This window comes from Nocardia sp. NPDC049526 (assembly GCF_044465765.1).
Taxonomy (GTDB): domain Bacteria; phylum Actinomycetota; class Actinomycetes; order Mycobacteriales; family Mycobacteriaceae; genus Nocardia.
In genome coordinates, this window is the sequence record NZ_JBITMA010000020.1 from 67001 (window position 1) to 89178 (window position 22178).

The 22178-nt window shown below is 65.3% G+C and carries 21 protein-coding genes, 1 tRNA gene and 2 pseudogenes; 13 read left to right on the plus strand and 11 right to left on the minus strand.

Features of this window, described 5'->3' with window-relative positions:
* Nucleotides 1-124 precede the first annotated feature (124 nt).
* Nucleotides 125-1342 carry a cytochrome P450 gene (locus ACIBW7_RS39010; RefSeq protein WP_397055458.1) on the plus strand — a complete coding sequence of 406 codons (1218 nt, stop codon included), beginning with the start codon at nt 125-127 and terminating at the stop codon, nt 1340-1342.
* A 238-nt stretch (nt 1343-1580) separates the two neighbouring features.
* Here ACIBW7_RS39010 and ACIBW7_RS39015 read toward each other — a convergent pair whose 3' ends face one another.
* A complete protein-coding gene (locus tag ACIBW7_RS39015; protein ID WP_397055460.1) occupies nt 1581-1949 on the minus strand; it encodes a DUF5313 family protein in 369 nt (122 codons plus the stop codon).
* Nucleotides 1946-2416 carry a MarR family winged helix-turn-helix transcriptional regulator gene (locus ACIBW7_RS39020; protein ID WP_397055462.1) on the minus strand — a complete coding sequence of 157 codons (471 nt, stop codon included), beginning with the start codon at nt 2414-2416 and terminating at the stop codon, nt 1946-1948. The genes ACIBW7_RS39015 and ACIBW7_RS39020 overlap by 4 nt, the downstream gene beginning before the upstream one ends.
* Before the next feature lie 198 nt (nt 2417-2614).
* Between ACIBW7_RS39020 and ACIBW7_RS39025 the strand changes: the two genes are divergently transcribed.
* The 3 genes and pseudogenes from ACIBW7_RS39025 to ACIBW7_RS39035 all read left to right on the plus strand — a co-directional run.
* The gene (locus ACIBW7_RS39025) at nt 2615-3640 is read left to right on the plus strand and encodes a DUF418 domain-containing protein (RefSeq protein ID WP_397055464.1); all 1026 of its coding nucleotides are present in this window, start codon (nt 2615-2617) and stop codon (nt 3638-3640) included.
* Between the two features lie 35 nt (nt 3641-3675).
* Entirely contained in the window at nt 3676-5250 is a 1575-nt protein-coding gene (locus tag ACIBW7_RS39030; protein ID WP_397055466.1) for a Na+/H+ antiporter, read from the plus strand.
* 16 nt (nt 5251-5266) lie between these two features.
* A pseudogene (locus ACIBW7_RS39035) lies at nt 5267-5494 on the plus strand (helix-turn-helix domain-containing protein); the annotation flags it as partial.
* On the opposite strand, the gene ACIBW7_RS39040 reads toward ACIBW7_RS39035, so the two are convergent.
* Entirely contained in the window at nt 5443-5634 is a 192-nt protein-coding gene (locus ACIBW7_RS39040) for a heavy metal-associated domain-containing protein (protein ID WP_062990687.1), read from the minus strand. The pseudogene ACIBW7_RS39035 and the gene ACIBW7_RS39040 sit on opposite strands and share 52 nt — an antisense overlap.
* A gap of 143 nt (nt 5635-5777) precedes the next feature.
* Here ACIBW7_RS39040 and ACIBW7_RS39045 point away from each other — a divergent pair, with 143 nt between their 5' ends.
* Complete coding sequence (locus ACIBW7_RS39045) at nt 5778-6269, plus strand: hypothetical protein (protein WP_397055468.1); 492 nt, start codon at nt 5778-5780, stop codon at nt 6267-6269.
* A gap of 11 nt (nt 6270-6280) precedes the next feature.
* Nucleotides 6281-6439: a hypothetical protein gene (locus ACIBW7_RS39050; RefSeq protein ID WP_327095830.1), complete on the plus strand. Its 159-nt coding sequence runs from the start codon at nt 6281-6283 to the stop codon at nt 6437-6439.
* Nucleotides 6440-6489: 50 nt separating this feature from the next.
* On the opposite strand, the gene ACIBW7_RS39055 is transcribed toward ACIBW7_RS39050, so the two are convergent.
* The 3 genes from ACIBW7_RS39055 to ACIBW7_RS39065 all read right to left on the minus strand — a co-directional run bounded on the left by ACIBW7_RS39055 (nt 6490) and on the right by ACIBW7_RS39065 (nt 9424).
* Entirely contained in the window at nt 6490-7212 is a 723-nt protein-coding gene (locus ACIBW7_RS39055; protein ID WP_397055471.1) for a VIT family protein, read from the minus strand.
* Nucleotides 7213-7222: 10 nt separating this feature from the next.
* Entirely contained in the window at nt 7223-8815 is a 1593-nt protein-coding gene (locus tag ACIBW7_RS39060) for a GMC oxidoreductase (protein ID WP_397055473.1), read from the minus strand.
* Between the two features lie 63 nt (nt 8816-8878).
* The gene (locus tag ACIBW7_RS39065) at nt 8879-9424 is read right to left on the minus strand and encodes a YdcF family protein (protein WP_397055475.1); all 546 of its coding nucleotides are present in this window, start codon (nt 9422-9424) and stop codon (nt 8879-8881) included.
* A 212-nt stretch (nt 9425-9636) separates the two neighbouring features.
* Here ACIBW7_RS39065 and ACIBW7_RS39070 point away from each other — a divergent pair, with 212 nt between their 5' ends.
* Nucleotides 9637-9765, plus strand: a complete 129-nt coding sequence (locus tag ACIBW7_RS39070) for a hypothetical protein (protein ID WP_397055477.1) — start codon at nt 9637-9639, stop codon at nt 9763-9765.
* Here ACIBW7_RS39070 and ACIBW7_RS39075 read toward each other — a convergent pair.
* A pseudogene (locus tag ACIBW7_RS39075) lies at nt 9756-10459 on the minus strand (flavodoxin family protein). The gene ACIBW7_RS39070 and the pseudogene ACIBW7_RS39075 sit on opposite strands and share 10 nt — an antisense overlap.
* 384 nt (nt 10460-10843) lie before the next feature.
* The gene (locus ACIBW7_RS39080) at nt 10844-13729 is read right to left on the minus strand and encodes a BTAD domain-containing putative transcriptional regulator (protein ID WP_397055479.1); all 2886 of its coding nucleotides are present in this window, start codon (nt 13727-13729) and stop codon (nt 10844-10846) included.
* 134 nt (nt 13730-13863) lie between these two features.
* On the opposite strand from ACIBW7_RS39080, the gene ACIBW7_RS39085 reads away from it, so the two are divergent.
* Together ACIBW7_RS39085 and bla are read left to right on the plus strand one after the other, a co-directional pair.
* The gene (locus ACIBW7_RS39085; RefSeq protein ID WP_397055481.1) at nt 13864-14793 is read left to right on the plus strand and encodes a zinc-binding dehydrogenase; all 930 of its coding nucleotides are present in this window, start codon (nt 13864-13866) and stop codon (nt 14791-14793) included.
* Nucleotides 14794-14911: 118 nt separating this feature from the next.
* Complete coding sequence (gene bla / locus ACIBW7_RS39090; protein WP_397055483.1) at nt 14912-15820, plus strand: class A beta-lactamase; 909 nt, start codon at nt 14912-14914, stop codon at nt 15818-15820.
* Here bla and ACIBW7_RS39095 read toward each other — a convergent pair.
* Nucleotides 15809-16831 carry an AraC family transcriptional regulator gene (locus ACIBW7_RS39095; protein ID WP_397055486.1) on the minus strand — a complete coding sequence of 341 codons (1023 nt, stop codon included), beginning with the start codon at nt 16829-16831 and terminating at the stop codon, nt 15809-15811. The genes bla and ACIBW7_RS39095 overlap by 12 nt on opposite strands.
* Nucleotides 16832-16927: 96 nt before the next feature.
* Between ACIBW7_RS39095 and ACIBW7_RS39100 the strand changes: the two genes are divergently transcribed.
* Nucleotides 16928-18466, plus strand: coding sequence for a flavin-containing monooxygenase (locus ACIBW7_RS39100; RefSeq protein WP_397055509.1), 1539 nt, complete (start codon nt 16928-16930; stop codon nt 18464-18466).
* Here the strand turns inward: ACIBW7_RS39100 and ACIBW7_RS39105 are convergent.
* Nucleotides 18439-19698, minus strand: a complete 1260-nt coding sequence (locus ACIBW7_RS39105; RefSeq protein ID WP_397055488.1) for an FAD-dependent oxidoreductase — start codon at nt 19696-19698, stop codon at nt 18439-18441. The genes ACIBW7_RS39100 and ACIBW7_RS39105 overlap by 28 nt on opposite strands.
* Before the next feature lie 81 nt (nt 19699-19779).
* Here ACIBW7_RS39105 and ACIBW7_RS39110 point away from each other — a divergent pair, with 81 nt between their 5' ends.
* Nucleotides 19780-20247, plus strand: a complete 468-nt coding sequence (locus tag ACIBW7_RS39110) for a MarR family winged helix-turn-helix transcriptional regulator (protein WP_397055490.1) — start codon at nt 19780-19782, stop codon at nt 20245-20247.
* Between the two features lie 50 nt (nt 20248-20297).
* A complete protein-coding gene (locus ACIBW7_RS39115; protein WP_397055492.1) occupies nt 20298-21014 on the plus strand; it encodes a hypothetical protein in 717 nt (238 codons plus the stop codon).
* Between the two features lies 1 nt (nt 21015).
* Here ACIBW7_RS39115 and ACIBW7_RS39120 read toward each other — a convergent pair whose 3' ends face one another.
* Complete coding sequence (locus ACIBW7_RS39120; RefSeq protein ID WP_397055494.1) at nt 21016-21429, minus strand: VOC family protein; 414 nt, start codon at nt 21427-21429, stop codon at nt 21016-21018.
* 100 nt (nt 21430-21529) lie between these two features.
* Here ACIBW7_RS39120 and ACIBW7_RS39125 point away from each other — a divergent pair.
* Nucleotides 21530-21603, plus strand: a tRNA-Met gene (locus ACIBW7_RS39125).
* Nucleotides 21604-22178 lie beyond the last annotated feature (575 nt).

The window sequence follows — 22178 nt, forward strand, 5'->3', positions numbered from 1 at the left end:
CGAGACATGGTGCTACCTGCGGATTCGGTACCGGAATCTCAGTTTTCCGAGGCTATTGACGAGGGCGGGCGACACCGCGAAATCTGGTGTGCGGAAACCGAAACCGTGCCGGAGAGGCGAGCGAATGACCCAAGTTGAAATCGACCTATTCGACCCCGGGGCACTCGACGATCCGTATCCGCTCTACGACCGGCTGCGCACCGAATCGCCGGTGCACCGAATCGCCGACACCGATTTCTACTTGGTCATCCGCTGGGATCTGGTCATGGCGGCGACCACGCGCCCCGCCGACTTCTCCTCCAACCTCACCGCCGCCCTGGTGCGCCGACCCGATGGTTCGGCGGCGGTCTTCGATTTGGATGGCGGGGGACAGGCCGTCCACGTCCTGGCCACCGGCGACGACCCGACCCACCAGGCGCACCGCAAACTGGTGCTGCCTGCGCTTGTTGCCAAGCGCATTCGCGCACTGGAACCCACCATTACCGCTGCGGCGGATCGACTGTGGGAGGAGGGTTTCCGTGACGGACACATCGAGTGGATGTCGGCCATGGGCGACCGGTTGCCGATGACCTTGGTGGCCGAGCTGATCGGCCTGCCCGACGCGGACATTCCCCAGTTGCTGGCCTGGGGCTATACGAGTAATGAACTGCTCGACGGCGTAGTCACCACCGACCGGCTGGTTGTCGTCGTAACCGCCGCAACCGAACTCGCCGGCTATCTGCGCCGTCAACTCGTCCGAGCCTGCGACCATCCGGGCGAGAACCTCCTCGGTGACCTGGCAAAAGCCTGTGCCGCAGGTGAACTCACCCTGGACGTCGCCGTCCTGATCCTCGTCCAACTCGTCGGCGCGGGCGGCGAATCCACCGCGGGCCTCATCGGCAATGCGACCCGCATTCTCGCCGACGATCCCACCCTCCAGACCCGTCTCCGCGCCGAACCCGATCTGCTCGGCACATTCCTCGAAGAGGCCCTGCGGCTGGAGTCTCCGTTCCGCGCCCACCACCGCCACGTCGTCCGCGACACCGCCCTCGGCGACACCGAACTCCCCGCGGGCAGCCATCTCCTCCTACTGTGGTCCGCCGCCAATCGCGATCCCGCACTCTTCCCCGCCCCCAACGAAATCCGCCTCGACCGCCCGGCTCGACGTAATCACCTTGCCTTCGGCAAGGGCATCCACTTCTGCGTCGGCGCGGCTTTGGCCCGGTTGGAGGCCCGCGTTGCTCTGCAAACTCTCCTGACCCGCAGCACGTTATTCGAATTGTCGTCGAATCCCGATGCAGCCCAATGGGTTCCGAGTATTTTCGTGCGCCGCCACTGTCGTCTGGACCTCACCGTCCACTGACACCTCGGGGGCTTCGGAACTATGGCCTCCGGGCAGATGCTACTGCGCCACAGGGACTTACCTGACGCGAAGCCGACGTGCTCACCTCGGTCGAACCAAGCCTGTCCGATGCCGAGATCGCCGAACGTCTGCACCTCGGCGTCCACGGTCGATACGCATATCGGCAACTCGATGACGAAAACCGGTGCCACCAACCGTGTTCGGCTCGCGGTGCTCGGCACGAGTCAGGGCCGCGGTCTCAATGCGGATGCTGCGCCGCGTAGGTCGCGCGCTCCAGCGCCCGTCGTCGCGCCCGCTCCGGATTCTCCAAATCCGCAGGCAGGCCGTGTTCGGCCAGGCGATGCGCCCGATTCATCGGCATGAAGGCCGTTGTATAGAACAGTGCGAGCAGTAATGCCAACAACACCATGGACCCGCGCAACCACAACTCGCCCGGGAACAAGAGGAATACGGCGAACAGTGGCACGAACGGCACCAGCCCGCGCACGATATGACGTGGCGTCGCGTACTTACCGGTGAGGTCATTGCGCACCCACTCGCGCAACGAATCCGGCAGGCGCCGCCCGAAGGCGTAGCCGATCCACTGGATGGGATTGGGTCGGGTCATGCGTGCACTCCTCGTGAGGTGGCAGGGTCACCCGCGCGACGCGCGGCCTCGTTGACCCGGGTCAGTACTTCGCGCAGCTCCTCCAGATCCGCCAATGTCACGCCGAGCTGTTCCACCACGGCGGGCGGAATCTGCTCGGCCTGTTTGCGCAGCGCCCGTCCGGCCCGCGTCAGATCCACCACGAGGTTGCGCTCGTCACGGCTATCGCGGCCTCGCGTAATCAACCCGGCCGACTCCAGCCGTTTGAGCAGCGGCGACAGTGTCGGCGAATCCAACTGAATCGCCTCGGCAATCGCCTTCACCGACATCGGCGCCTCACCCCACAGCGCCAACATCACCAGATACTGCGGATGCGTGAGCCCGAGCGGTTCCAGCAGCGGCCGATACACCCCGAGCACTGCCCGATTGGCCACGGCCAGCGCAAAACACACCTGCCGATCCAGCCGCAACGGATCGTCGATCTCCATGGCACCTCCTGGGTCGCCATCAACCTTAGCGCATGAATAGTTAATGCACGAAGTATTAGTGCTCGAGCTCACCGGCATGCGTAAACGGACCGGATGCGGCAGGTGAAGGATGCTTTCGCCGCGCGCTGGTCGTCGCAACCCGGACTGAGCGGCGCTGTCTTCACCGGATCTGGATCGGGTTCTCGTTAGCGTGGATATATGGATCCCGCCGGTGCGCGCCCGCGCATCCACGAGCTCGATGCCGCGCGTGGTTTCGCGCTGTGCGGGATTCTGGTGGTGAATATCTGGCAGCTCACCGATATGCGCGCGATGGTCGGGGCCGGAACTGTGGATCCGATGCGGCACGTGTTGTCCGTGCTGTTCGAGGGACGGTTCTTTCCGATCTTCTCATTCCTGTTCGGGCTCAGCTTTTCGCTGTTCCTGGATCACGCGGCCGAGCGAAGCGACCGTCCGCGGCTGGTACTTGCGCGGCGGCTCGTCGCGCTCGGTGTGTTCGGTCTGATCCACCATGTGTTCCAGCCGGGTGAGGCGTTGCTGCCGTATGCGATCGTCGGGCTGGTGGTTTTGCTGCCCGCCGCAGGGCTACCGCGCTGGGGGATATTGCTCGGCGGGTTGGTCGCGACGATCGGGGTTCCGGTCACGATCGGCGGTGGGCTCGGCCTGGTGCCCGGTCTGTTCCTGCTCGGTCTGGCCGCCGACCGCTTCGGCCTCGCGGATAGCCTGCGCGATCGCGGTTGGCGGATCGCGGTGGTGTTCGTGCTGGCCGTGCCCGCAGCGGTGGCCGCGGGGGTGTGGGAGTACCGCACGCCGTATATCGCGCTGTGGACCGGCAGTGCGGCTCCGGTGGCCGGCCTGCTCGGCGCGCTCGCCTATCTCACCGGATTCCTGCTATTCCGGCGCACCGAGACCGGCGAGGTTTTTGCGGAGGTGCTCGAGCCGATGGGGCGGATGGCGCTGACCAATTACGTCTCGGCAACCGGACTCGTTCTGGCCGCTGATCCGTGGCTCGGCCTATCCGATTCGAATCGCTACGGCGCACTGCTCGCCTTGGCTGCGGCCATTATTGCGGTGCAGGCGCTGTGGAGTTATTACTGGTTGCGCTGGTTCCGCTACGGCCCGCTGGAATGGGTGTGGCGGTGTGTGACCTGGTGGCAGTTGGTGCCCAACCGTCTGACGCGACAGGAACGCCGGAAACTCACAGTGCCGTATGGGCGCGGGCGCTAGGGAAAACTCAGCAACCCACCGCAGACTGGGGCGTCATGGACCAGTTGGTGCTGATGTTCGTCTTGCTATTCGCCACGATCCTGGCCGAACCGCTCGCTCGGCGGCTCGGTATCGCGTCGGCGGTCCTGATGACGGTATTCGGGTGTGTGCTCGCGCTGATACCCGTGGTTCCCCGGGTAGATGTGCCGCCCGACCTGATTTTGCCGCTGGTGCTGCCGCCGCTGTTGTACGCCGCGGCACGGCGGACCTCATGGCGGCAGTTCGCGGAGAATTGGGGTCCGATCGCATTGCGCGCGGTCGGGTTGGTTTTCGCGACGGCCGCCGCGGTGACGGCGGTCTTCCACGCCTGGTATCCGGCGCTGCCGTTGGCGGCTTGCCTGGCGCTCGGTGCTGTTGTCGCTCCGCCCGATCCGGTGGCCGCGACGGCCATGGCGGCCAAGCTGGGCCTGCCGCGCCGCCTGGTGGTGACGCTAGGTGGCGAGGGTCTGTTCAACGATGTGACCGCGATCGTCATCTACTCCGTCGCGGTGCAGGCCGTGCTCACCGGCAAGTTCTCGGCATGGCATGCGGTCGGTGAGTTCGTGATCTCGGCGGTGGTCGCGATCGTGGTCGGGATGGCGCTCGGCTACGCGGGCAGCAAGTTGACCAGCAAGCTGGAGGAGGCGTCCTGGCAGGTGGCACTGAGCCTGCTGTTGCCGTTCGCCGCTTACGGTGTGGCCGAGGCGTTTTCGGGGTCGGCGGTGCTGGCGGTACTGGTGTGCGCGCTGTATCTGACCGATGCGGGCACCAATTTCGGCGATCGCGATTACCGTCTGGTCGGCGATGCCTTTTGGGAGATCACCGAAATGCTGATCAGCGGTTTCGCTTTCGGATTGATCGGCCTGGAACTCGGTGTCGTACTAGACGATACGGGCGACGGCTGGCCGCGACTGCTCGGCTTCGCGAGCGTCGTCGTCGCCGTGGTGGTCGGACTGCGGCTGGTGTGGCTGCTGACCACCCTTTCCCTGCGCAGGTGGTGGCGCGACGAGGACGCCGACGAGCCCTACACCTGGAAGGAAACGATCGTCACCTGGTGGGCGGGCATGCGTGGTGTCGCGACCATCGCACTGGCACTGGCCATGCCGCTGCTCACCGATGCCCGCGAACCGTTTCCGGGCCGCACCCAGATTCTCTTCACGGCCTTCGTCGTCGTCCTGTTCACCCTGCTGCTACAGGGCCCGACATTGCCACTTGTCGTGCGGCTCACCGGTGTTCAGGCCGACTCCCAGAAGGAACGGCTGCTGGAACGGAGCCTTTGGGAACGTGTCGTCCGCGCGGAACTCGGCTGCCTCGAGCAGATCGCCGAAACCGAAGGCCTCCCCGACGACGTCTACGAACGCCTGCGCAACCAACTCCGCCAACGCCTGGCCCGAGCCGATCCGGAGGCCGCTGACGAGGACGCCAAGGCCCACGCGGCCCGAGACCTGAAGCTGATGATGAAGATTCGCGACATCCAGAGCGATGTGGTGGAAGCGGGCCGCCGCGAAGCCATGGCCGCCCGCCGCGAACCCGGCATGCCCCCGGACCTGGTCGACCGGGTGACTCGCCGCCTCGACCTCGGGCGGCGTTAGACCGGTCGGGGGCGAACCGCCGCCGGTCTATCTGACGGATTGGCGGATGACGATCGCCGCGGACCTGCTGACCGAGCCCGGCGCCACCGTGCGTGCGGTGGCGCGCCGGGTCGGCTACGCGAATGCCTTCGGATTCAGCACGGCATTCAAACGCGTGCGCGGGACGAGCCCGAGCCAATACACCAGGTCCGCCTACTTCGCGCCGACGCCCGCGGAGCGGATCGCGTCGAGTACTTCACCGTAGGAAAGGGTGGAATTTACGGTGATGGTTTCCGAGGTGCGGTCGACGTCGACCGATTGCACGCCGCCGAGGTTGTAGAGCGCGCGTTCGGCGACTACGGCGCGTTCGTCGGAGTAATCGGTCATATCGAAGGTATAGGTCATCGCGACCTCCTTGTAGGTGGCTGTCCTTCGGTTGGGCAGATAACCGAATCGGCAGTTTCCAAACGCCACGCGGGTCCGGTGTTTGATTTCGGAATTACCGGGCATAGCCAGAAGGTAATATCAACCAGCGCAACGGGATTGTCATGATCATTATCATCGGGCTCGTCGTTCTCATCGGCGCGGTAATTATCGGCGTTGCCGGAGTGGCGGCCAATACGGGCGAAGTTCGTACGTCATCCAGCGATTTCGGGGTATTCGACTATCACTTCACCGCTTCCGCGGGGGAACTTTTCCTCTACGGGATCGCGATCGGAGCGATCGGGATGCTCGGCCTGAGCCTGCTACTCGCGGGTGTCTGGCGTAGTTCCCGCCGCAGCAGCGCCGCGCGGCGCGATCTGCGGCAGTCGCGCCGGGAGTTGGCGGCCCAGGAGAAGGCCACGGCAAAGGCCGCCGAGCAGCGTCGAAGCACGCCACCGGCGGCGGCACCGCCGCCCGCCGCGACCAAACCCGCCGCGCAGGTCACCCCGCCGAAGGGCGGTAAGCCGGTATGGAGCTGGAATCGGTTCATGCGCCAGCCCGGCGGGTCGGCACCGGTCGAAACATCCGGCCGCACAACGGTCAAGACGACCAAGTAAAGGAAAGAACGATGATCATCCTCGGCTTGATACTCCTCATTGTCGGGTATCTACTCGGCATCGGTCTGCTCACCACGGCCGGAATCATATTGCTGATCATCGGTGCTGTACTCGCCCTCGTCGGGTCGGTGGGTCGGCACCCGGTCGGCGGTCGGCGGCACTACTACTGACGCCGACCCGCTGAACACAGGACGGGCCGAGGGGTTCCTTCGGCCCGTTCTCATACCCCGGCGACATCCGCCAATTGACCGATGCCATAGGTGACCGCCATCGCCAGCGCACCACCGATCACCACTCGCAACACCGCACGCCCGCGATTACTACCGCCGAGCCGCGCGCTGACCGACCCGGTGATGGCCAGCGCGATCAGCACCGCTGCGAATGTGACCGGAATGCGCGCCGTGGTCGGCGGCAGGATGATCGCCAGCAGCGGCAGCAGCGCACCCACGGTGAACGCGACCGCCGAGGAGACGGCCGCGGCCCACGGATTGGTCAACTCGTGCGGATCCAGACCGAGTTCGGCCTCGGCGTGGGCCAGGAAGGCGTCGTGCGCGGTCAGCTCCTCGGCCACTTTGCGCGCCGTCTCCGGTGTCAGACCCTTCGACTGATAGATATCGGCCAGTTCGGCCAGCTCGAAGTCCGGTTCTTCCTTGAGTTCCGTGCGTTCCTTGGCGAGTAGCGCCCGCTCGGAATCCCGCTGTGCGCTCACCGAAACGTATTCGCCGACGGCCATGGAGATGGCACCCGCGGTGAGTCCGGCAATGCCCGCGGTGAAAATGGCCGAGGCGCTGGTCGTCGCCGCGGCGACACCGACAACCAGACCTGCGGTCGAAACAATACCGTCGTTGGCCCCGAGTACGCCCGCCCGCAACCAGTTCAGCCGAGAGGCCAGACCCTCCCGATGCGGTTCATGTGGGTGCTGCGAACCGGGCGTCTTGTCCATAAGCCGCAGACTATGCGAAAGTCCGCAAAGAATCAGCCAGCCGAACCGCCAGCGCAACGATCGTCAGGGTCGGATTCGCATGGCCGGTGGTCGGGAAAACCGAACTGCCCGCGACGAACAGATTCGCCGTTCCGTGCACTCGGCAGTCGGTGTCGACCACGCCGTCGCGCGGGTCCGTGGACATCCGGGTGGTCCCGGTCGGATGTGCCCAATCGGTGAGCACCAGCGGCAGCTTGCTGTCCACCCGCGCCCAGTCGTGCAGCGTTGGGGCCGGGAATCCCAGTCGCGCGAACTCCTCGACCGTCAACGCCGCCGCCCGGCGCACAGTTGTGTCTTCCTGCGGATTCACCCGCCAGTCGACCCGGGACAGCGGTACACCGAGCCGATCGGTGCGGTCGGTCAGGGTGACGCGGCTGTCCGCGTTCGGCAGCTGTTCGACCATGCAGCGCAATTCGATTCGATCGAGTTTGTGCGGCAGTCCGGCGTGTTCGATGAGCCGGGCCCGCGCGCCCGCCAGCAGTAATCCCGCGTGGCTCATCGCGACCCGCGCATCGTGTCGATCGCCGCGTCCGCGCAGCAATTGCTTCACCGACTCCCATGGATCGTCGTCGGCGGGCACCTCCTGCAGCCACAGTGCACAGTTGAGCAGGCCCTCGGCCTCCTGGATCTTCGGCGAGAGCGCGACGCCGTGCAGGAAGGTGTGCTTACCGTGTGGCGTCTTCACCACGTACTTGCCGAAACGTGCCAGCGAGTCGCCGGCCACGGCCGGATCCAATGCACCGACCGCACCGCAGCGGTGATCCATCAGATAGCGTCCGACCATGTCGTGCCGGTTGCCGATGCCGCCGGGCACGGTTCGCCGAGATGCCAACAGCAGCCGCGGATTTCCGATGCCGCCGGTGGCCAGGACGAAGGCCTGTGCGCGCACAGACCGCGGCTGCGGATCCGCACCGGCGACCTGGACCGATACCACCCGGGTGCCTTCGGGATCGGTGTCGATATGGGTGACCGTCGCAGCGATGAGCACCCGGACATTCGGTGCGACAAGATCTTTCACGTGCGCACCGAAGCGTTTGCAATCGAACGGATCCGCCGGATCCCGGCTGATCTGCCAGAAGTACGGACGCAAGCGCGCTGGATCGAGGGCGTGCTCGGGTCGGGATCGTCCGGCCAACTGCCAGAACGCGTCATCGGTGAAGCCACTGCCGTAGCCGATGCCGATATGTTCGGCCGCGCGCACCAGATACGGCTCGAGGTCGGCCGCGCCGATCGGCCAGCCCGAGCCGGAAATCCAAGGGCGGCAACTGAAATCGAGATCATCGAGCAGACCGCAGCGACCGCTCCAGGTATGGGATGCGCCGCCGAGGATTCGATCGCCCGCGACCCGATCCGACTGCGCCCGGCGCGCGCCCACATTCTCGATATCGGCTAGTGCGTCGACCTCTTCGGTCGCGGTCAGCCCGCCGCTTTCCAGCACCAGGACGCGTAATGGTGTGCCGGCCAGTTCGGTCGCGACGGTCAGTCCGGCGGGCCCGGATCCGATAATGACGATATCGGCGGTCAGCTCGTCGTCACCGACCGTTCGCAGCTCATCGATTCGCAACGGTGGTCCTCTCCCCGACAACCGTATCCAGCGTAGGAGAACCGACATCGGTACGTTCGCGGTTCAACAACCTCGGTTGAAGAATGCCCGCACATAACCCGCGGATTGCCGGATGTACATCCAGGTCCAGAACTTCAGGCCGCTGTCACTTGGACTGGCCACCATGGTCAACTCGCCGTGGAAGCATTTGCCGACGATGTACCTGGCCCGCGACACATGCGGGGTATAGGTCACCACGATGATGTGGCGCCAGCCGTAAAGGCTTGCCCGCCGCGCGATCTCGCGTGCCTCACCATCGGTCGTCCACGGATCCGGTACGAAACAGCTGACGGTGAACTCGAATCGGGGCGCGCAGTACCGATCCATCACCGAATCGTCCTCGCCGGTCGATCGGGAGATCAGCAGTTGCGGTGCGTATCCGCGTTCGGCGAGATCGAGGCCGACATCGAAACGTTCATAGGCGGTGCCGCCCAACACCACGATCGCATCGGCGCGGCGCAACGGGTCGGTCTGCGGATGCACATACACCGGCAGACCCGCCACACCGAAGACGCCGACCAGGGCGAGCAGCGCACCGAAAAACAAACCAGCTCGTCGTAGGCCGGACACCGTTCCGACGATACTCAAATACACACGAATCTGACATCGGTGCAGTTCACACCCGAACCCCGGTGTGGCACAGTACGACCGACGATCCAGCCAGCGTCGTCGCCAGCCGCGATAGCCTGCGACTCGCCCTGATCGACTGCCTGTAACAGCTCCCCGGCAAACAGCGCGCGGTTCTGCTGCTGCGCGACATCCTCGATTTTCCGGCTGCCGAGGTGGTCGAACTGCTCGGCACCATCACCGACCGTGCGATCACCCGCATCGCCGTCTTCGGCGGCGCGAATCTGGTGACCGCATGCGGGTTTCCGGCGATCATGCCCGAACCTGCTGAGCCCTATCGATAGTCGGGATTCTCGAAATCGAATCGGCAGCCCGCATCCCATTCGGAGCGCTGATTGCCGTGGGCGGGAATGCCGCTGTTGTCCTTCAGCATCCGGGCCAGATGGAGCAGGTTCCAGGTCATGAAGGTCGTATTGCGATTGGTGAAATCGTTCTCCGGCCCGCCGGAGCCGGGATCCAGATACGACGGCCCGGGGCCGGCCTCGCCGATCCAACCGGCGTCGGCCTGCGGCGGAATCGTGTAGCCGAGGTGTTGGAGGCTAAGAGGATATTCATCGCGCAGTGTTTGACGCCGTCCTCGTTACCGGTGATCAGACAGCCGCCGACCCGGCCGTAATAGGCGTACTGACCGCGCTCGTTCAGGATCGACGAATTGCCGTACAGTCGCTCGATCACCCGTTTGGTGACCGAACTGTTGTCGCCGAGCCAGATCGGTCCGGCCAGCACCAGGATGTCGGCGTCCATCACCTGGCGCTGCAGCGCAGGCCATTCGTCGGTGGCCCAGCCGTGTTCGGTCATATCCGGCCAGACGCCGGTGGCGATGTCGTGATCGACGGCGCGGATATGGGAAACCTGGACGCCGTTCTTCGCCATGATGTGGGCACTGACATCGATCAGACCCTGTGTATTGCTCGGCTCGGGGGAGCGCTCGAGCGTGCAGTTGACGAACAGCGCCCGGAGGTCGTCGAAGGTTGTCATCTCCGCAGTGTGTGCTGGTCCGGGGGGCGCGACAAGGAGTTCGCCCGGCATGTCACGGACTCGTCAGATTGCGACTCGAGGTTCTTTCGGAAAGGTGACGGACCGGGCGCACCGGCAACCGGTGCTGCCGGGGCGACCACGGCGTGCGCGGACTGCGTGGACCGGACCCGGCGGGCCCGCAGCCGCTGTCGATGCGACGCCCCCCCGATCGGGTGAACCTGTCGATCGGAAACCGCGGTTGGACATGTCGATACGCCTTGCGTACCCCTCGCACACAAGTCGATACATAGCGCGCCCGCACGATGACACTCACGACGGCGATCGCATCGACCCAGAGAATTCCAGGCAACCATCAGCGTCCGATAAACGTTGAATAAACGCCGCCTAATCCGCGACGTCAGCGGTCGGCGCGGCACTGAACAGCCGATCGATGGTGGGCGGCGCCAGCCCCGCGCGCCGGAAAATCTCGGCGGCCTCGCCGAACTCCGCCGCGGCCGGACCGGTGCGTCCCTGTGCGGCCAACGCGCTCGCGTGCAGAGCCAGGGCACGCGCCCGATCGATCGGATCGGCGGCCTTGGTGAGCTGCCGAACCGCTTCCGCGGCTTGGCTTTCCGCATCCGCCACCTTGTCGGCGCGCAGCTGGATCTGCGCCAATCTCGTTCGCGCCCAACCCTCCCAGAGTCGCACACCATTGCGCTGCGCGATCCGCACGGCGTCGTGGCCGAGTTCGAGTGCGCGTTCGTGCTCGTCGCGCATCGAAAGCGTGGCGGCCAATTCGTGGGTGGCCCAACCGAGTGCGACCGGATTCGAGGACGCCTGCGCCAGCGCGATGGCCCGGCCCGCGATATCGACCGCCTCGTCGTATCGCCCTGCCTCGCAATAGGTTCGGGTGACCAAGGCCAGACACCAGGCCTGCATCGACCGGTCATCGAGTTCACGCGCGAAGCGCATCGCATTCTCGAAATGCCGACGCGATGTTTCGACATCGCCGAGTCGCCGATCGGCAATGCCGAGCAGTACCTCCGAAAGCACCGCGATCCGGCGATCGGCGTCGTCGGTGGGTGGTCCGGCCGCCGCGTCGAGATATTTCAGACTCGCCTCGACCTCGCCGAGCCCGACCTGCAGCAGCGCGCCGAGCGCGACCCGGATGCGGCGTTCGCTCGCGTGCGACTCGCGAATTGCGGTGTCCAGCAAGGCCGTCAGCGCCTCGGCCAGTTCCCTGGCGCGGGTGCCCGCGTCCATCAGTTCGGCCATCACCCAGGCCAGATCGGCCGCCACCTGGAGTGCGCGGCCACCGACCCTGGCGGCCTGCCGGTGCAGCGCGATCACCACCGGTCGCTCGACGTCGTTCCAGACCTGCCCCTCGGCGCCGCCGGCGAACGGTCGCCCGGGCACCGTGGTCGGGATCAACAGGCGCGTGGTGTTGCTGTAGTCGATGGCGCTCAACAGGTTCTTCGCACCCGCGAGGTAGTAGTCCAGCAGCCGGACCAGCACCGCCGACTCGTCCTCGTCGGCGACGCTCTGGGCGAAAAGGCGCAGCAGATCGTGGAATCGGTAGCGGCCGGGCACCGTCGTCTCGAGCAGGCTCAGGTCGACCAGCGATTCGCATATCCGCTCGGCCTCGGACTCCGCGATGCCGAGCACCGCGGCCACGCCGTCGACCGGCAGATCCGGGAAGTCGACGAGCGCGAGCGTGCGAAAAGCCTTGGCCTGCTGCTCGTTCAGCTGCCCGTAGCCGAGCCGGAACGCCGCCTCGACACCGAGTTCACCGGTCTCCAGCACCGCGAGCCGACCCTTCTCGTCGGCCAGGCGCGCGGCGAACGATCCGATCGTCCATTGCGGCCGCACCGCAAGTCGCGCGCCGACAATGCGCACCGCCAACGGTAGGCAGCCGCACAGCGTGACGACCTGCCGTGCCGCGCCTTCCTCGGCCGCAACGCGTTCCGGGCCGAGGATGCGGATCAGCAATGCGATGGCTTCGTCGCGCTCCAGTACATCGAGGCGAGTCCGGCGCACGGCAGGCATCTCGGTGAGCGCCGAACGACTGGTGATCAGCACGGCGGTGCCGGGTGTTCCGGCGAGCAGCGGCGTCAATTGCGCACTGCCACGGGCATTGTCGAGGACGATCAGCATGCGCTTACCGGAGAGGCGGGTGCGCAGTTCGGCCGCGCGATCGTCGACGGCGCCCGGAATCTCGCCCTCCGCGATGCCGAGCGCACGCAGGAATCCGCCGAGCGCGTCACCGGGTGAGGTCGGCACCGGATCGACGCCGCGCAGGTTCACATACAGCTGTCCGTCCGGGAAGCGATCACGCACGTGATGGGCCACATGCAGGGCCAGGGTGGTCTTACCGACCCCGCCCATGCCGCCGACCGCGGAGATGGCGACCGCGCTGCCGCCGCCGGTCAACTGCTCGGCAATGTGCTCGACCAGTTGCTCGCGGCCGGTGAAATCGGCTATATCCGGCGGCAGTTGCGCGGGCACGACCGGCTCCGGACCGTAGCCGTTCGATCGCGGTGCCGGCATTTCGGCGCGCAGGATGCGTTCGTGCATCGCGGTCAGCTCCGGGCCGGGCTCGACGCCGATCCCGTCGACCAGATCGCGGCGCGCCCGTGCGAACACCTCGAGCGCCTCGGCTTGGCGGCCGCAGTGATACAACGCGGCCATGAGCAGTGCGCGGAACCGTTCGCGCAACGGATGCTCATCGATCAGCGGACCCAATTCGGCGACAGCGTCGGGCGCGTGGCCGACCTCGATATCGAGGGCGAGGCGGTCTTCGAGGATCGCCAAGTGCCACTGCTCGAGGCGGGTGCGGTGTCGTTCGGCGAAAGGTCCGGCCAATCCGCTGAGCGCGGGACCACGCCAGTGGGCGAGTGCGTCGATCAATGCTTCGCGTGCCGCGTCCGGCGTTTCGCCGCGCACCCGTCCGGCCGTGGCCACCAGTGCCTCGACCTCCTCGATATCGGTCGAGCCCGGCGGGATCCGCAATGCGTAACCGTCACCGACCGAGACCAGCACCGTCGAGGGGGCGCGCGAAATCCGATCCGGTTCCAGCACCCGGCGCAATTGCGCGACATGGGTGCGCAGCGCGGCAATGGCGCGCGGCACCGGATCCTCGCCCCAGATGCCCTCCACCAATTCCGCTGCGGTGACCGACTTTCCGGCACGCAGCAATAGCGCGGCCAGTACCGCGCGACGTTGCGGAGGTCCCAATTCGAGCGGGGTCTCCCCACGCCACCCGCAGACCTCACCCAATACTGAAAACTGCACTGACCCGACCTCCCGGACCAGGGAGCTTACGCGCGCATCCGGCGAACGGCTTGTTCATTCCTTGACTATTCGATGTTCATCGATCCTTGCTACGGCGATTGCACCTCGACCGCCGGCCGATAGGGTGGCCGAACATGCGAGGTTTCATCACAGATCCGGCGGCACGTGGCGGATTACGGTTGGCCGGCGATCTGCCGGAGCCGGATCCGGCGGCCGATGAAGTCGTCGTTGCGGTGCGTGCCTATGCCGTCAATCACGATGAGGTCAATTTGATCGCCCGCCGCTCCGATGGTTGGCGACCTGGTCAGGACGTCGCGGGTGTGGTCGTGCGGGCAGCTGCGAATGGCAAAGGCCCGGCCGTCGGTGACCGGGTGGTCTGCTACCTGGACTGGGAAGGCTGGGCCGAGCGCGTTGCGGTGCCGGTGCACTGCACGGCGGTGCTCGACGATCGCGTGTCCTTCGAAATGGCTGCGGCCCTGCCCATTGCTGGGCTGACCGCATTGCGCGCACTGCGCGTCGGCGGTGCCGTGCTCGGCAGGCAGGTATTGATTACCGGTGCCACCGGCGGCGTCGGCCAGTACGCGGTGCAACTCGCGGTTGCGGCGGGTGCTCGGGTGACGGCGCTCGTCAGCAGTCCAGAACGCGAGGCAGAAGCGCGTGCCCTCGGTGCGCGGCATGTCGTAACCTCCCTTGCCGAAGAAGGTTTGGGCCCGTTCCATCTGGTACTCGACGGCATCGGCGGACCGATCACGGCCCAGGCTGTTCGCCGCATTGCGCCCGGCGGACATCTCGCCTGGTACGGAAATATCGGCGGCGCAGCCGAATTGACCCTCGCCGACTTCTATGCCCAGGGCTGGAACGCGCATATCGTCGGCTTCATCAGCCCGGTTCCCGATGAGACCAAGGGCGAGGATCTCGGAATCCTCGTGGATCTGGTCGCCGATGGTCGGCTCACCCCATTGATCGGTCTGACGCTCGACTGGGAGCAGACCGCCGATGCGTTCCGAGCGCTGGCCGAACGGACCCTGCGCGGTAAGGCGGTGCTGCGCGTGACCGCTGCCTGATTTTCGGTCCTCCGAGACCTCTGTCGGGTCTTTACGCTGGGACGATATCGATTTCGATATCGGCTTTCGGCCACGTCGGTCTTGGACAGAGCGATCGGCACTGTGTTGTCGTGTGGCCATGACAAAGATCGGTAGACGCGGGCGGGGCTCGGCTCGCATCGGGCTCGCCCTGGTGATGACGGTGCTACTCGGTGCATGTGGGACCGAGTCGAAAGATCCGGACCCAACGCCGACTCCGGTGGGCCAGTTGGCCGGTATCGAGCAGCAGCATCAGGCCAGGCTCGGGGTCTTCGCCGTCGATACCGGTTCGGGAAGGACCGTCGGCTTCCGTCAGGACGAGCGGTTCGCGATGATGTCGACATTCAAGACGCTCGCATGTGCCGCGCTATTGCACGAACATCCGCTTGCCACAGGGTATTTCGATCAAATCATCCATTTCACCGCGGCGGATGCGGCGGCCGCGGGCGGTTCGGCGGTCACCGGCACTCGGATCGATAGCGGTATGTCGGTGTCGGAACTGTGCGATGCGGCGATTACCCGCAGCGATAATGCCGCGGGCAATGAGCTGCTGAAACTGCTCGGTGGCCCACAGGCGCTGACGCAGTTCCTGCGGTCCATCGGCGATCAGGTCTCGCGACTGGACCGTACGGAGCCCACGCTCAATACCGCCATCCCCGGCGACGAGCGCGACACCACCACGCCCGCGGCAATCGCGGCCGACTATCGGGCACTGACGGTCGGCGATGCACTCGCCGCACCTGAGCGCGAGCAGTTGACGGCCTGGCTGATAGCCACCACCACCGGCGGCACTCGTATTCGCGCCGGCCTGCCCAATGATTGGAAGACCGGCGACAAGACCGGAACCGGCGACTACGGCTCCGCCAACGATATCGCCGTCACATGGCCCGCCGGAAGCGCCGCACCGATCGTGATCGCGGTGCTGACCACCCATTCCAGTCCAGCTGCCCAGGCGGACAATGCATTGGTCGCGGAGGCGGCCGAAGAGGCGGTCGGTCTACTGCGGTAGCCGGTGCTGCGCGCCCTCGCGCCGAACCACGGTAGGCGTTGTGCCCCACCATCTTCGGGAGCATCGGGTGAAGGTGGCCTGTTCGGACAGTCCGATCAGCGAGGCGACCTGACTCATCGGCATATCGGTGGTGGTCAGGTAGCGGCGGGCTTCGTCGCGGCGGACCGTATCGAGGATGCCGGCGAAGGAGGTCTCCTCGGCGGCGAGGCGACGTTGCAGTGTGCGCGGGTGGACCGTCAAAAGCCTTGCCACAGTATTGATTTCCGGCGGGGAAGTACCCAGTAGTTGTTGCACGGCGGCGCGGACCTTCGGTGCGATGGCGGCATCCGCGCCGCCGGACTGTTCGGCCAGGAAGGCCAAGGCCAAGCGATGCAGATTCTCGTCGCCGCCGCTCAGTGGCCGGGTCGCCAGGCTGATCGGCACTCGCAATGCCGCCGCGGGACGCTCGACTCGCACCGGTGCGCCGAAGAACTCCTCATAGATACGGATCGGCGCGGCCGGCCGGTACGGCAGTTCGACCGAGCGCAGCCCGTAGCGCTCGTCCACCAGCCGTTGAAAGGTGCGGTGCACGAAGGCGAGTCCGAGATCGGTGCCTTGGACCGGTGTCGGCCGGCCGGGCTGGACGCCATAGCGCAAGGCGGTCACGCTGCGGTCGCCATACGGGTCGGGTTCGAGCGTCAGGTCGAGCGCCCGCGCGTGCAGGAACAGATAGCGCGAACAGCATTCGAGGGCATCGGCAAGCGTCGGCGAATTCCGGATGGCCAAGGCCAGCGCGCCGAGCATATCCAGATCCTGTCGATGCGAAATGCGCAGTCCGAGGTCGGGACAGTCGAGTCGCTGCGCGGCCAACTCCAGCGCCGCAGCGACCGCCTGATCCGGTACCAGCAGATCATCGGCATCCAGAGCGGCGATCGGCAGTCCGACAGCGGTGGCGAACTCCTCGGCGTTCCCGCCCAGCTCGGCCACCGTCGCGCGAAATCCGCGCAACCCCGCGGACCGAATCACCGACATGTCGCTCAGAATCAAATACTTGTCGCGGAAAGTCAAGAAATCGGTCCACTGTGCTCCCAGACTGGAACTATGAGGCCAGCATCGCGCAGCGATTCGATGAGGGGCGGTGGTCGGGTTACGGGTGGGCCCGAGACCGCCGTAGTTCCGGACCACCTCGACGTCGTGATCGTCGGCGCCGGGTTATCCGGCATCGGCGCAGCGTATCGGGTGCAGACCGAATGCCCGGGCAAAACCTATGCTGTGCTGGAGGCGCGCGAATCGCTGGGTGGGACGTGGGATCTGTTCCGCTATCCCGGAATTCGATCGGATTCGGATATGTTCACCCTCGGCTATCCGTTCAAGCCCTGGCGGGATGCGAAGTCGATCGCCGACGGTCCGTCCATTCTGCGCTACGTCGAGGAGACGGCCGCGGAATTCGGCATCGACCGGCACATCCGCTACGGCACCAAGGTGGTCGGGGCCGACTGGTCCACCGCATCGGCGCGCTGGACGCTCACCCTCGAGCAGCGCGATGCTGCAGGCGGCACCACGCAGCGCACGCTGACCTGTAATTTCCTCTACGCCTGCGCCGGGTACTACAACTACGACCAGGGTCACTCCCCGGATTTTCCGGGCATCGACTCCTTTGCCGGGCAGGTCGTGCATCCACAGTTCTGGCCCGAGGATCTCGACTACGCGGGCAAGCGCGTCGTGGTCATCGGCAGTGGTGCGACGGCGGTCACGCTGGTGCCCGCGATGGCCGACCAGGCCGAATCGGTGACGATGCTGCAGCGCTCGCCGACCTGGATCAGCGCCGTTCCCGGCCGGGACAAGCAGGCCGACAAGATCCGCGAGCTGCTGCCGCCGCAGCTCGCGCACCGCGTGGTCCGCATCAAGAAAATCCTGTTCAGCATTGGTTTCTATCAGTACTGCCGTCGCCGTCCGGAGGCCGCGCGCAAACTGCTCACCGGTCTGACGGCGCGAATCCTCGAGGATGAGAAGGCTGTTGCCGAACACTTCACGCCGCAGTACGACCCGTGGGATCAGCGGCTGTGTGCCGTACCGGATGCCGATTTCTTCAAGGCGATGAAGAAGGGGAAGGCGCAGGTCGTCACCGACCACATCGAATCCTTTGTGCCCGAGGGAATTCGGCTGAAGTCCGGTCGAATCCTGGAGGCGGACATCGTGGTCACCGCGACCGGGCTGCAATTGCTGGCCTTCGGCGGCATTGCGCCGCAGGTCGACGGAGAGGCGGTGAACCTCTCGGAGCAATTCGTCTGGCAGGGTGCGATGCTCACCGGCGTACCGAATTTCGCGGTCTGCATCGGGTACACGAATGCCTCATGGACGTTGCGCGCCGACCTGACCTCGCGGTTGGTCTGCAAGGTCATCAAACACCTGGACCGCAATGACTATGCGGCCGTAATGCCGAAGCCGGAAGGCTTGCTCGGCGAGCGCCCGCTGCTCGATCTGGCCTCCGGCTATATTCAGCGCTCGATCGGCGACTTCCCACGTCAGGGTGACCGGCATCCGTGGAAGGTGCGGCAGAACTATCTGCTCGACTCGGCCACGACCATGCGCACCAGTTTGCACAAGACGCTTTTACCCACGCCACGCGCGGCCATCCGTCACGCCGACCTCTCGGTTACCCGCTGACCTTTCGCATATCCAGTGGTGATCTCGCGGGTGAGCGGCTGGGGCGTCCAGTCGATCCGGTGGTCGAATATCCAGTTCAGCGGGGTGACACCGGCTTTGGCTGCCTTCTTCAGGAAGTAGGGCGTGAGCAGGCGGACCAGTAGGCGGGCGAGTCCGTTCGACGCCTTATCGCTACTGGTCTCCGCGCCATAGGCGACCACCTTCTCGACCCGCTCGCGGCGCCGGTCTTCGAAGGCGGCCAGGGCCGCGGCGGTATCCGGGATATCGCGCAGGCAGATCGCCAGTGTCAGGGCATCTTCCACCGCCATGGACACGCCCTGGCCGGAGGAGGATGCTACGGCGTGTGCGGCATCGCCGACGATGACCATATTGTCGTTGTGCCACTTGGTGACCGTCGGCATGTCGTACTGGTTGAAGGCGGGGACGAAGGTGTCATCCGTTGTGGCGGCGACGATCCGGGCGGCCGGGCCGCGATCCGCCGACAGCATTTCGACGAGTTGCGTTCGCCAGTCCACCGAATCCGTCGGTGAAAGTTCCTGTATCCGGGGCATATTGGCGAACCACCAGATCTCGCCGTCCGGTGCGACGAAGTACCCGAAGAACGCCTTCTTACCGAAGATCATGTTGTACACACCGGGCCGCAACCCGAGTTCGCTGTGCAGCCCTCGATCGGTGACGAATCCGCCGAGCCCGTAGATGCCGAGGAAGTGCGCCTTCGGGGCGGACGCATCGATTATTTCCCTTGTTCGGGAACGTATTCCATCGGCGCCGATCAGTACATCGGCGTCCATCGTGGTTCCGTCGGCGAAGGTCGCACGCACGCCGTCCTCGGTCGACGTCGCATCCACCAGCCGCTTGTTGTACTCGAACCGCACGCCGCGCCGCACCGCTTCGGCATTCAGCGCTCGATACATATCGCGCCGCTTGATGCTGTGCGTGACGGTGCCGTCGGGCAGTGTGCCGCCGATCGGCATATCGGTGATGTGCTTGCCGCCGCTGGTCGCGAACGACAGTGTGGCGGTCGGGTGCCCGATCTCGGTGACCACGTGATGCGCGTCCAACAGCGCCAGCGCCGACAGTCCGTTCACCGCCACTGTCAGATACGCGCCGATCTGCTCGGCCGCCGCCTCCGCGTATGCCTCGTACACAATCGGCTCCAGTCCGGCCCGCTGCAATGCCATCGCGGTGACCGGCCCGGCGATCCCGCCCCCGATGATCAGCGCCTTCTTCATGGTGTGCCTCCCGAAATCTCTCTTGGCTCTGCTGTATCTTGATTATCAAGGCATCGGTAGTTTGACGATCAAGAGGCTTGAATGTCAAGAGAAAAGTTGGAGCTGGCAGAACTGCGTGCCGAGCTCGGCCGCGAAGCGCAGGCGCTACAGGCCGCGGTCGACGCCGTCGACCAGGCCGCCGCGACCAATCTCGGCGTCAACCGCACCGACCTGCGCTGTCTGGAAATCCTGTGGCACGGCGAATCCACCCCCGGCGCTCTCGCCGCCGAACTGGGCCTGACCAGCGGCAGCGTGACCACAATGCTGGACCGTCTCGCCAAACTCGACTACCTCGTCCGTCATCCCGAACCGGGGGACCGCCGCAAGGTCGTCATCCGCATGACCGACGCCGCGATGGCCAAGGTCATGCGGATCTACGGGCCGATCGCCGAGGAGGGTGCTGGCGAGGTCTCGCGCTACAGCGCAGCGGAACTGCGCCTCGTCCTCGACTATCTGCGTCGCTCGCGTGAGCTGCAGCAGCGCCACCGCACCCGGATCACAAAGCTCTGAAATACCTTCCGCAAGGGGGTGCTCATGGCGACAGCTGACATGATCACCCCATGATCGAATTGCGTAACGCACGGTGGGCAGTGGCAATTGCGGCGGGAGCGGTACTCGTCGCGGGCTGCAGCAGCAAGGACGACTCGGCGGATCACCGGAATTCCTCGGCGCCGACCACGCCTCGCGAACAGTTGGTGCTGACCCCGGAGGAATTCCCCGCGGGCACAAAGAAACTCGATCTGCCGCCGGAGCAGCTGCAGTCGACGGTCGGCGATCTCACCGCAACCCAGCAGAACGCCACCTTCACACCGGCGGAATGCGGCTCCACACAGCAGGATCTCGGGGCGGCGACCAAGGAACTGCTCGCGCAGTCGTCCATCTCCGCGGCGACCGGTAAGTCGGGCCAGATCTTTGTCGAATTCGTCTCCGGGCGGACCGGAGATCTGCAACGGATCGCCGACGGAAATAAGCGCTGCGGTTCGGTCGAGGTGGTCGCGACCTACGATGGTCATCAGGTCACCGCATCGGAGCGCGTCACGAGCCGGCCTGTGCCCCAGGAACTGAACGGCGCGAACGCAATCGCCTACCACGCGACCAGCACCGCGACGACGGATGCCAGCGGTACTCCGCTGACACAGAATGCGTACCTGGGTTACGCCGAGGTCCGGGGCATCACGGTCGCGGTTCGCGTTGCCGCGCTGGATGATTCGCTCGACCAGGCGGCCTTCGATCAGTTCTTCGTCGCCGCGGTGCAGAAGGTGGTGAAGGCGGCCTAGCCTACTTGCGGACGATCAGTTCCAACGCGATATTGTCCGGATCCCGGAATTCGAGGATATGGCTGAACCCGATGTCCTTGATGTCTTCGTGCGCGACGCCGCAGGCATCGAGATGCGCTGCGGCAGCCTCCAATTCGGCCAGTGAGTGCAGCGGGAACGCGAGATGATCGAGCCCGACCCGGTTCTCGTCGAAGCTGTCGGTGCCGACCGGCCGCAACCCGATCATCCCGTGCTCCATCCGATAGATCACCCCGCCGAACAGAAACCCGAGCTGCTCCCGCGTCGCCTCGTCCGCATCGGCAGGCACCTCCAGCGCGACGGGCCATCCGAACACCTTCTCGTAGAACGCTCGCGACCGATCGATATCGCAAACCGTCAGTCGCACATGGGCAATGGCACTAGTGGCAATCGGCATACCTGCATGCTCGCACCCAACCTCGATTACCCGCTGGTCAACCCCTCCCACCTGCCGTTTAGGTAAGTGCCGACCCATGCTGTAGCGTTATCCCTACCGACGCGGGGTGGAGCAGCTCGGTAGCTCGCTGGGCTCATAACCCAGAGGTCGCAGGTTCAAATCCTGTCCCCGCTACAAGGGAAATGGCCCGGAACACATTGTTCCGGGCCATTTTTCGTTATTGCTCGGCAGTGGGTTCGACTCGAAATCACGCAGTAGACAATTCGCGCCGCTGACCGCTGCGTCGCGGCCCGTCCCGAGCAGCGCATATCCATGGGGACAGTGGTGGCCGCAAACCCTGGGCTTCTTCAATCTTGGATTTGTTCTTCGACCCGGCGAACAGCATCTTCGGTGGATGTCCCGGTCGTAGCAAACGATCAGAACGCGGACCGGTTCGCCTTCCCATATCTGGAAAGGTCACTCGGACGAGGTCTGCTATTTCTGGTGTAGCGACGCCATGAGGAGACCAATGCTTTACACCGCACAATCGCACCGGAGCCGGCTGGTGATCACCGCCTCGATCGAGCCTGTTGCTCGTCCTCGATCGCGGTAACCAACGGGAAGCTACTGGCCGGTTGACAAGGTCAAGATCGTCAAATTACTGTTCAGCACGATGAATCGTGTTCTACTGTTCGAAAATCTGAAGGATCATTGTGCTGATCCACATCGCTGTCGCATAGGTGCTATGTGTGCACCTCGCGGCAGATGTT

What these genes read in the sequence shown, in the direction of transcription:
- ACIBW7_RS39100 (WP_397055509.1), top strand. Translation starts at nt 16,928, where the DNA reads ATGAGGGGCGGTGGTCGGGTTACGGGTGGGCCCGAGACCGCCGTAGTT.
- ACIBW7_RS39030 (WP_397055466.1), top strand. Translation starts at nt 3,676, where the DNA reads ATGGACCAGTTGGTGCTGATGTTCGTCTTGCTATTCGCCACGATCCTG.
- ACIBW7_RS39015 (WP_397055460.1), bottom strand. Translation starts at nt 1,949, where the DNA reads ATGACCCGACCCAATCCCATCCAGTGGATCGGCTACGCCTTCGGGCGG.
- ACIBW7_RS39115 (WP_397055492.1), top strand. Translation starts at nt 20,298, where the DNA reads ATGATCGAATTGCGTAACGCACGGTGGGCAGTGGCAATTGCGGCGGGA.
- ACIBW7_RS39020 (WP_397055462.1), bottom strand. Translation starts at nt 2,416, where the DNA reads ATGGAGATCGACGATCCGTTGCGGCTGGATCGGCAGGTGTGTTTTGCG.
- ACIBW7_RS39010 (WP_397055458.1), top strand. Translation starts at nt 125, where the DNA reads ATGACCCAAGTTGAAATCGACCTATTCGACCCCGGGGCACTCGACGAT.
- ACIBW7_RS39095 (WP_397055486.1), bottom strand. Translation starts at nt 16,831, where the DNA reads ATGTCGGTGATTCGGTCCGCGGGGTTGCGCGGATTTCGCGCGACGGTG.
- ACIBW7_RS39040 (WP_062990687.1), bottom strand. Translation starts at nt 5,634, where the DNA reads ATGACCTATACCTTCGATATGACCGATTACTCCGACGAACGCGCCGTA.
- ACIBW7_RS39105 (WP_397055488.1), bottom strand. Translation starts at nt 19,698, where the DNA reads ATGAAGAAGGCGCTGATCATCGGGGGCGGGATCGCCGGGCCGGTCACC.
- ACIBW7_RS39085 (WP_397055481.1), top strand. Translation starts at nt 13,864, where the DNA reads ATGCGAGGTTTCATCACAGATCCGGCGGCACGTGGCGGATTACGGTTG.
- ACIBW7_RS39050 (WP_327095830.1), top strand. Translation starts at nt 6,281, where the DNA reads ATGATCATCCTCGGCTTGATACTCCTCATTGTCGGGTATCTACTCGGC.
- ACIBW7_RS39055 (WP_397055471.1), bottom strand. Translation starts at nt 7,212, where the DNA reads ATGGACAAGACGCCCGGTTCGCAGCACCCACATGAACCGCATCGGGAG.
- ACIBW7_RS39045 (WP_397055468.1), top strand. Translation starts at nt 5,778, where the DNA reads ATGATCATTATCATCGGGCTCGTCGTTCTCATCGGCGCGGTAATTATC.
- ACIBW7_RS39120 (WP_397055494.1), bottom strand. Translation starts at nt 21,429, where the DNA reads ATGCCGATTGCCACTAGTGCCATTGCCCATGTGCGACTGACGGTTTGC.
- ACIBW7_RS39110 (WP_397055490.1), top strand. Translation starts at nt 19,780, where the DNA reads ATGTCAAGAGAAAAGTTGGAGCTGGCAGAACTGCGTGCCGAGCTCGGC.
- ACIBW7_RS39025 (WP_397055464.1), top strand. Translation starts at nt 2,615, where the DNA reads ATGGATCCCGCCGGTGCGCGCCCGCGCATCCACGAGCTCGATGCCGCG.
- bla (WP_397055483.1), top strand. Translation starts at nt 14,912, where the DNA reads ATGACAAAGATCGGTAGACGCGGGCGGGGCTCGGCTCGCATCGGGCTC.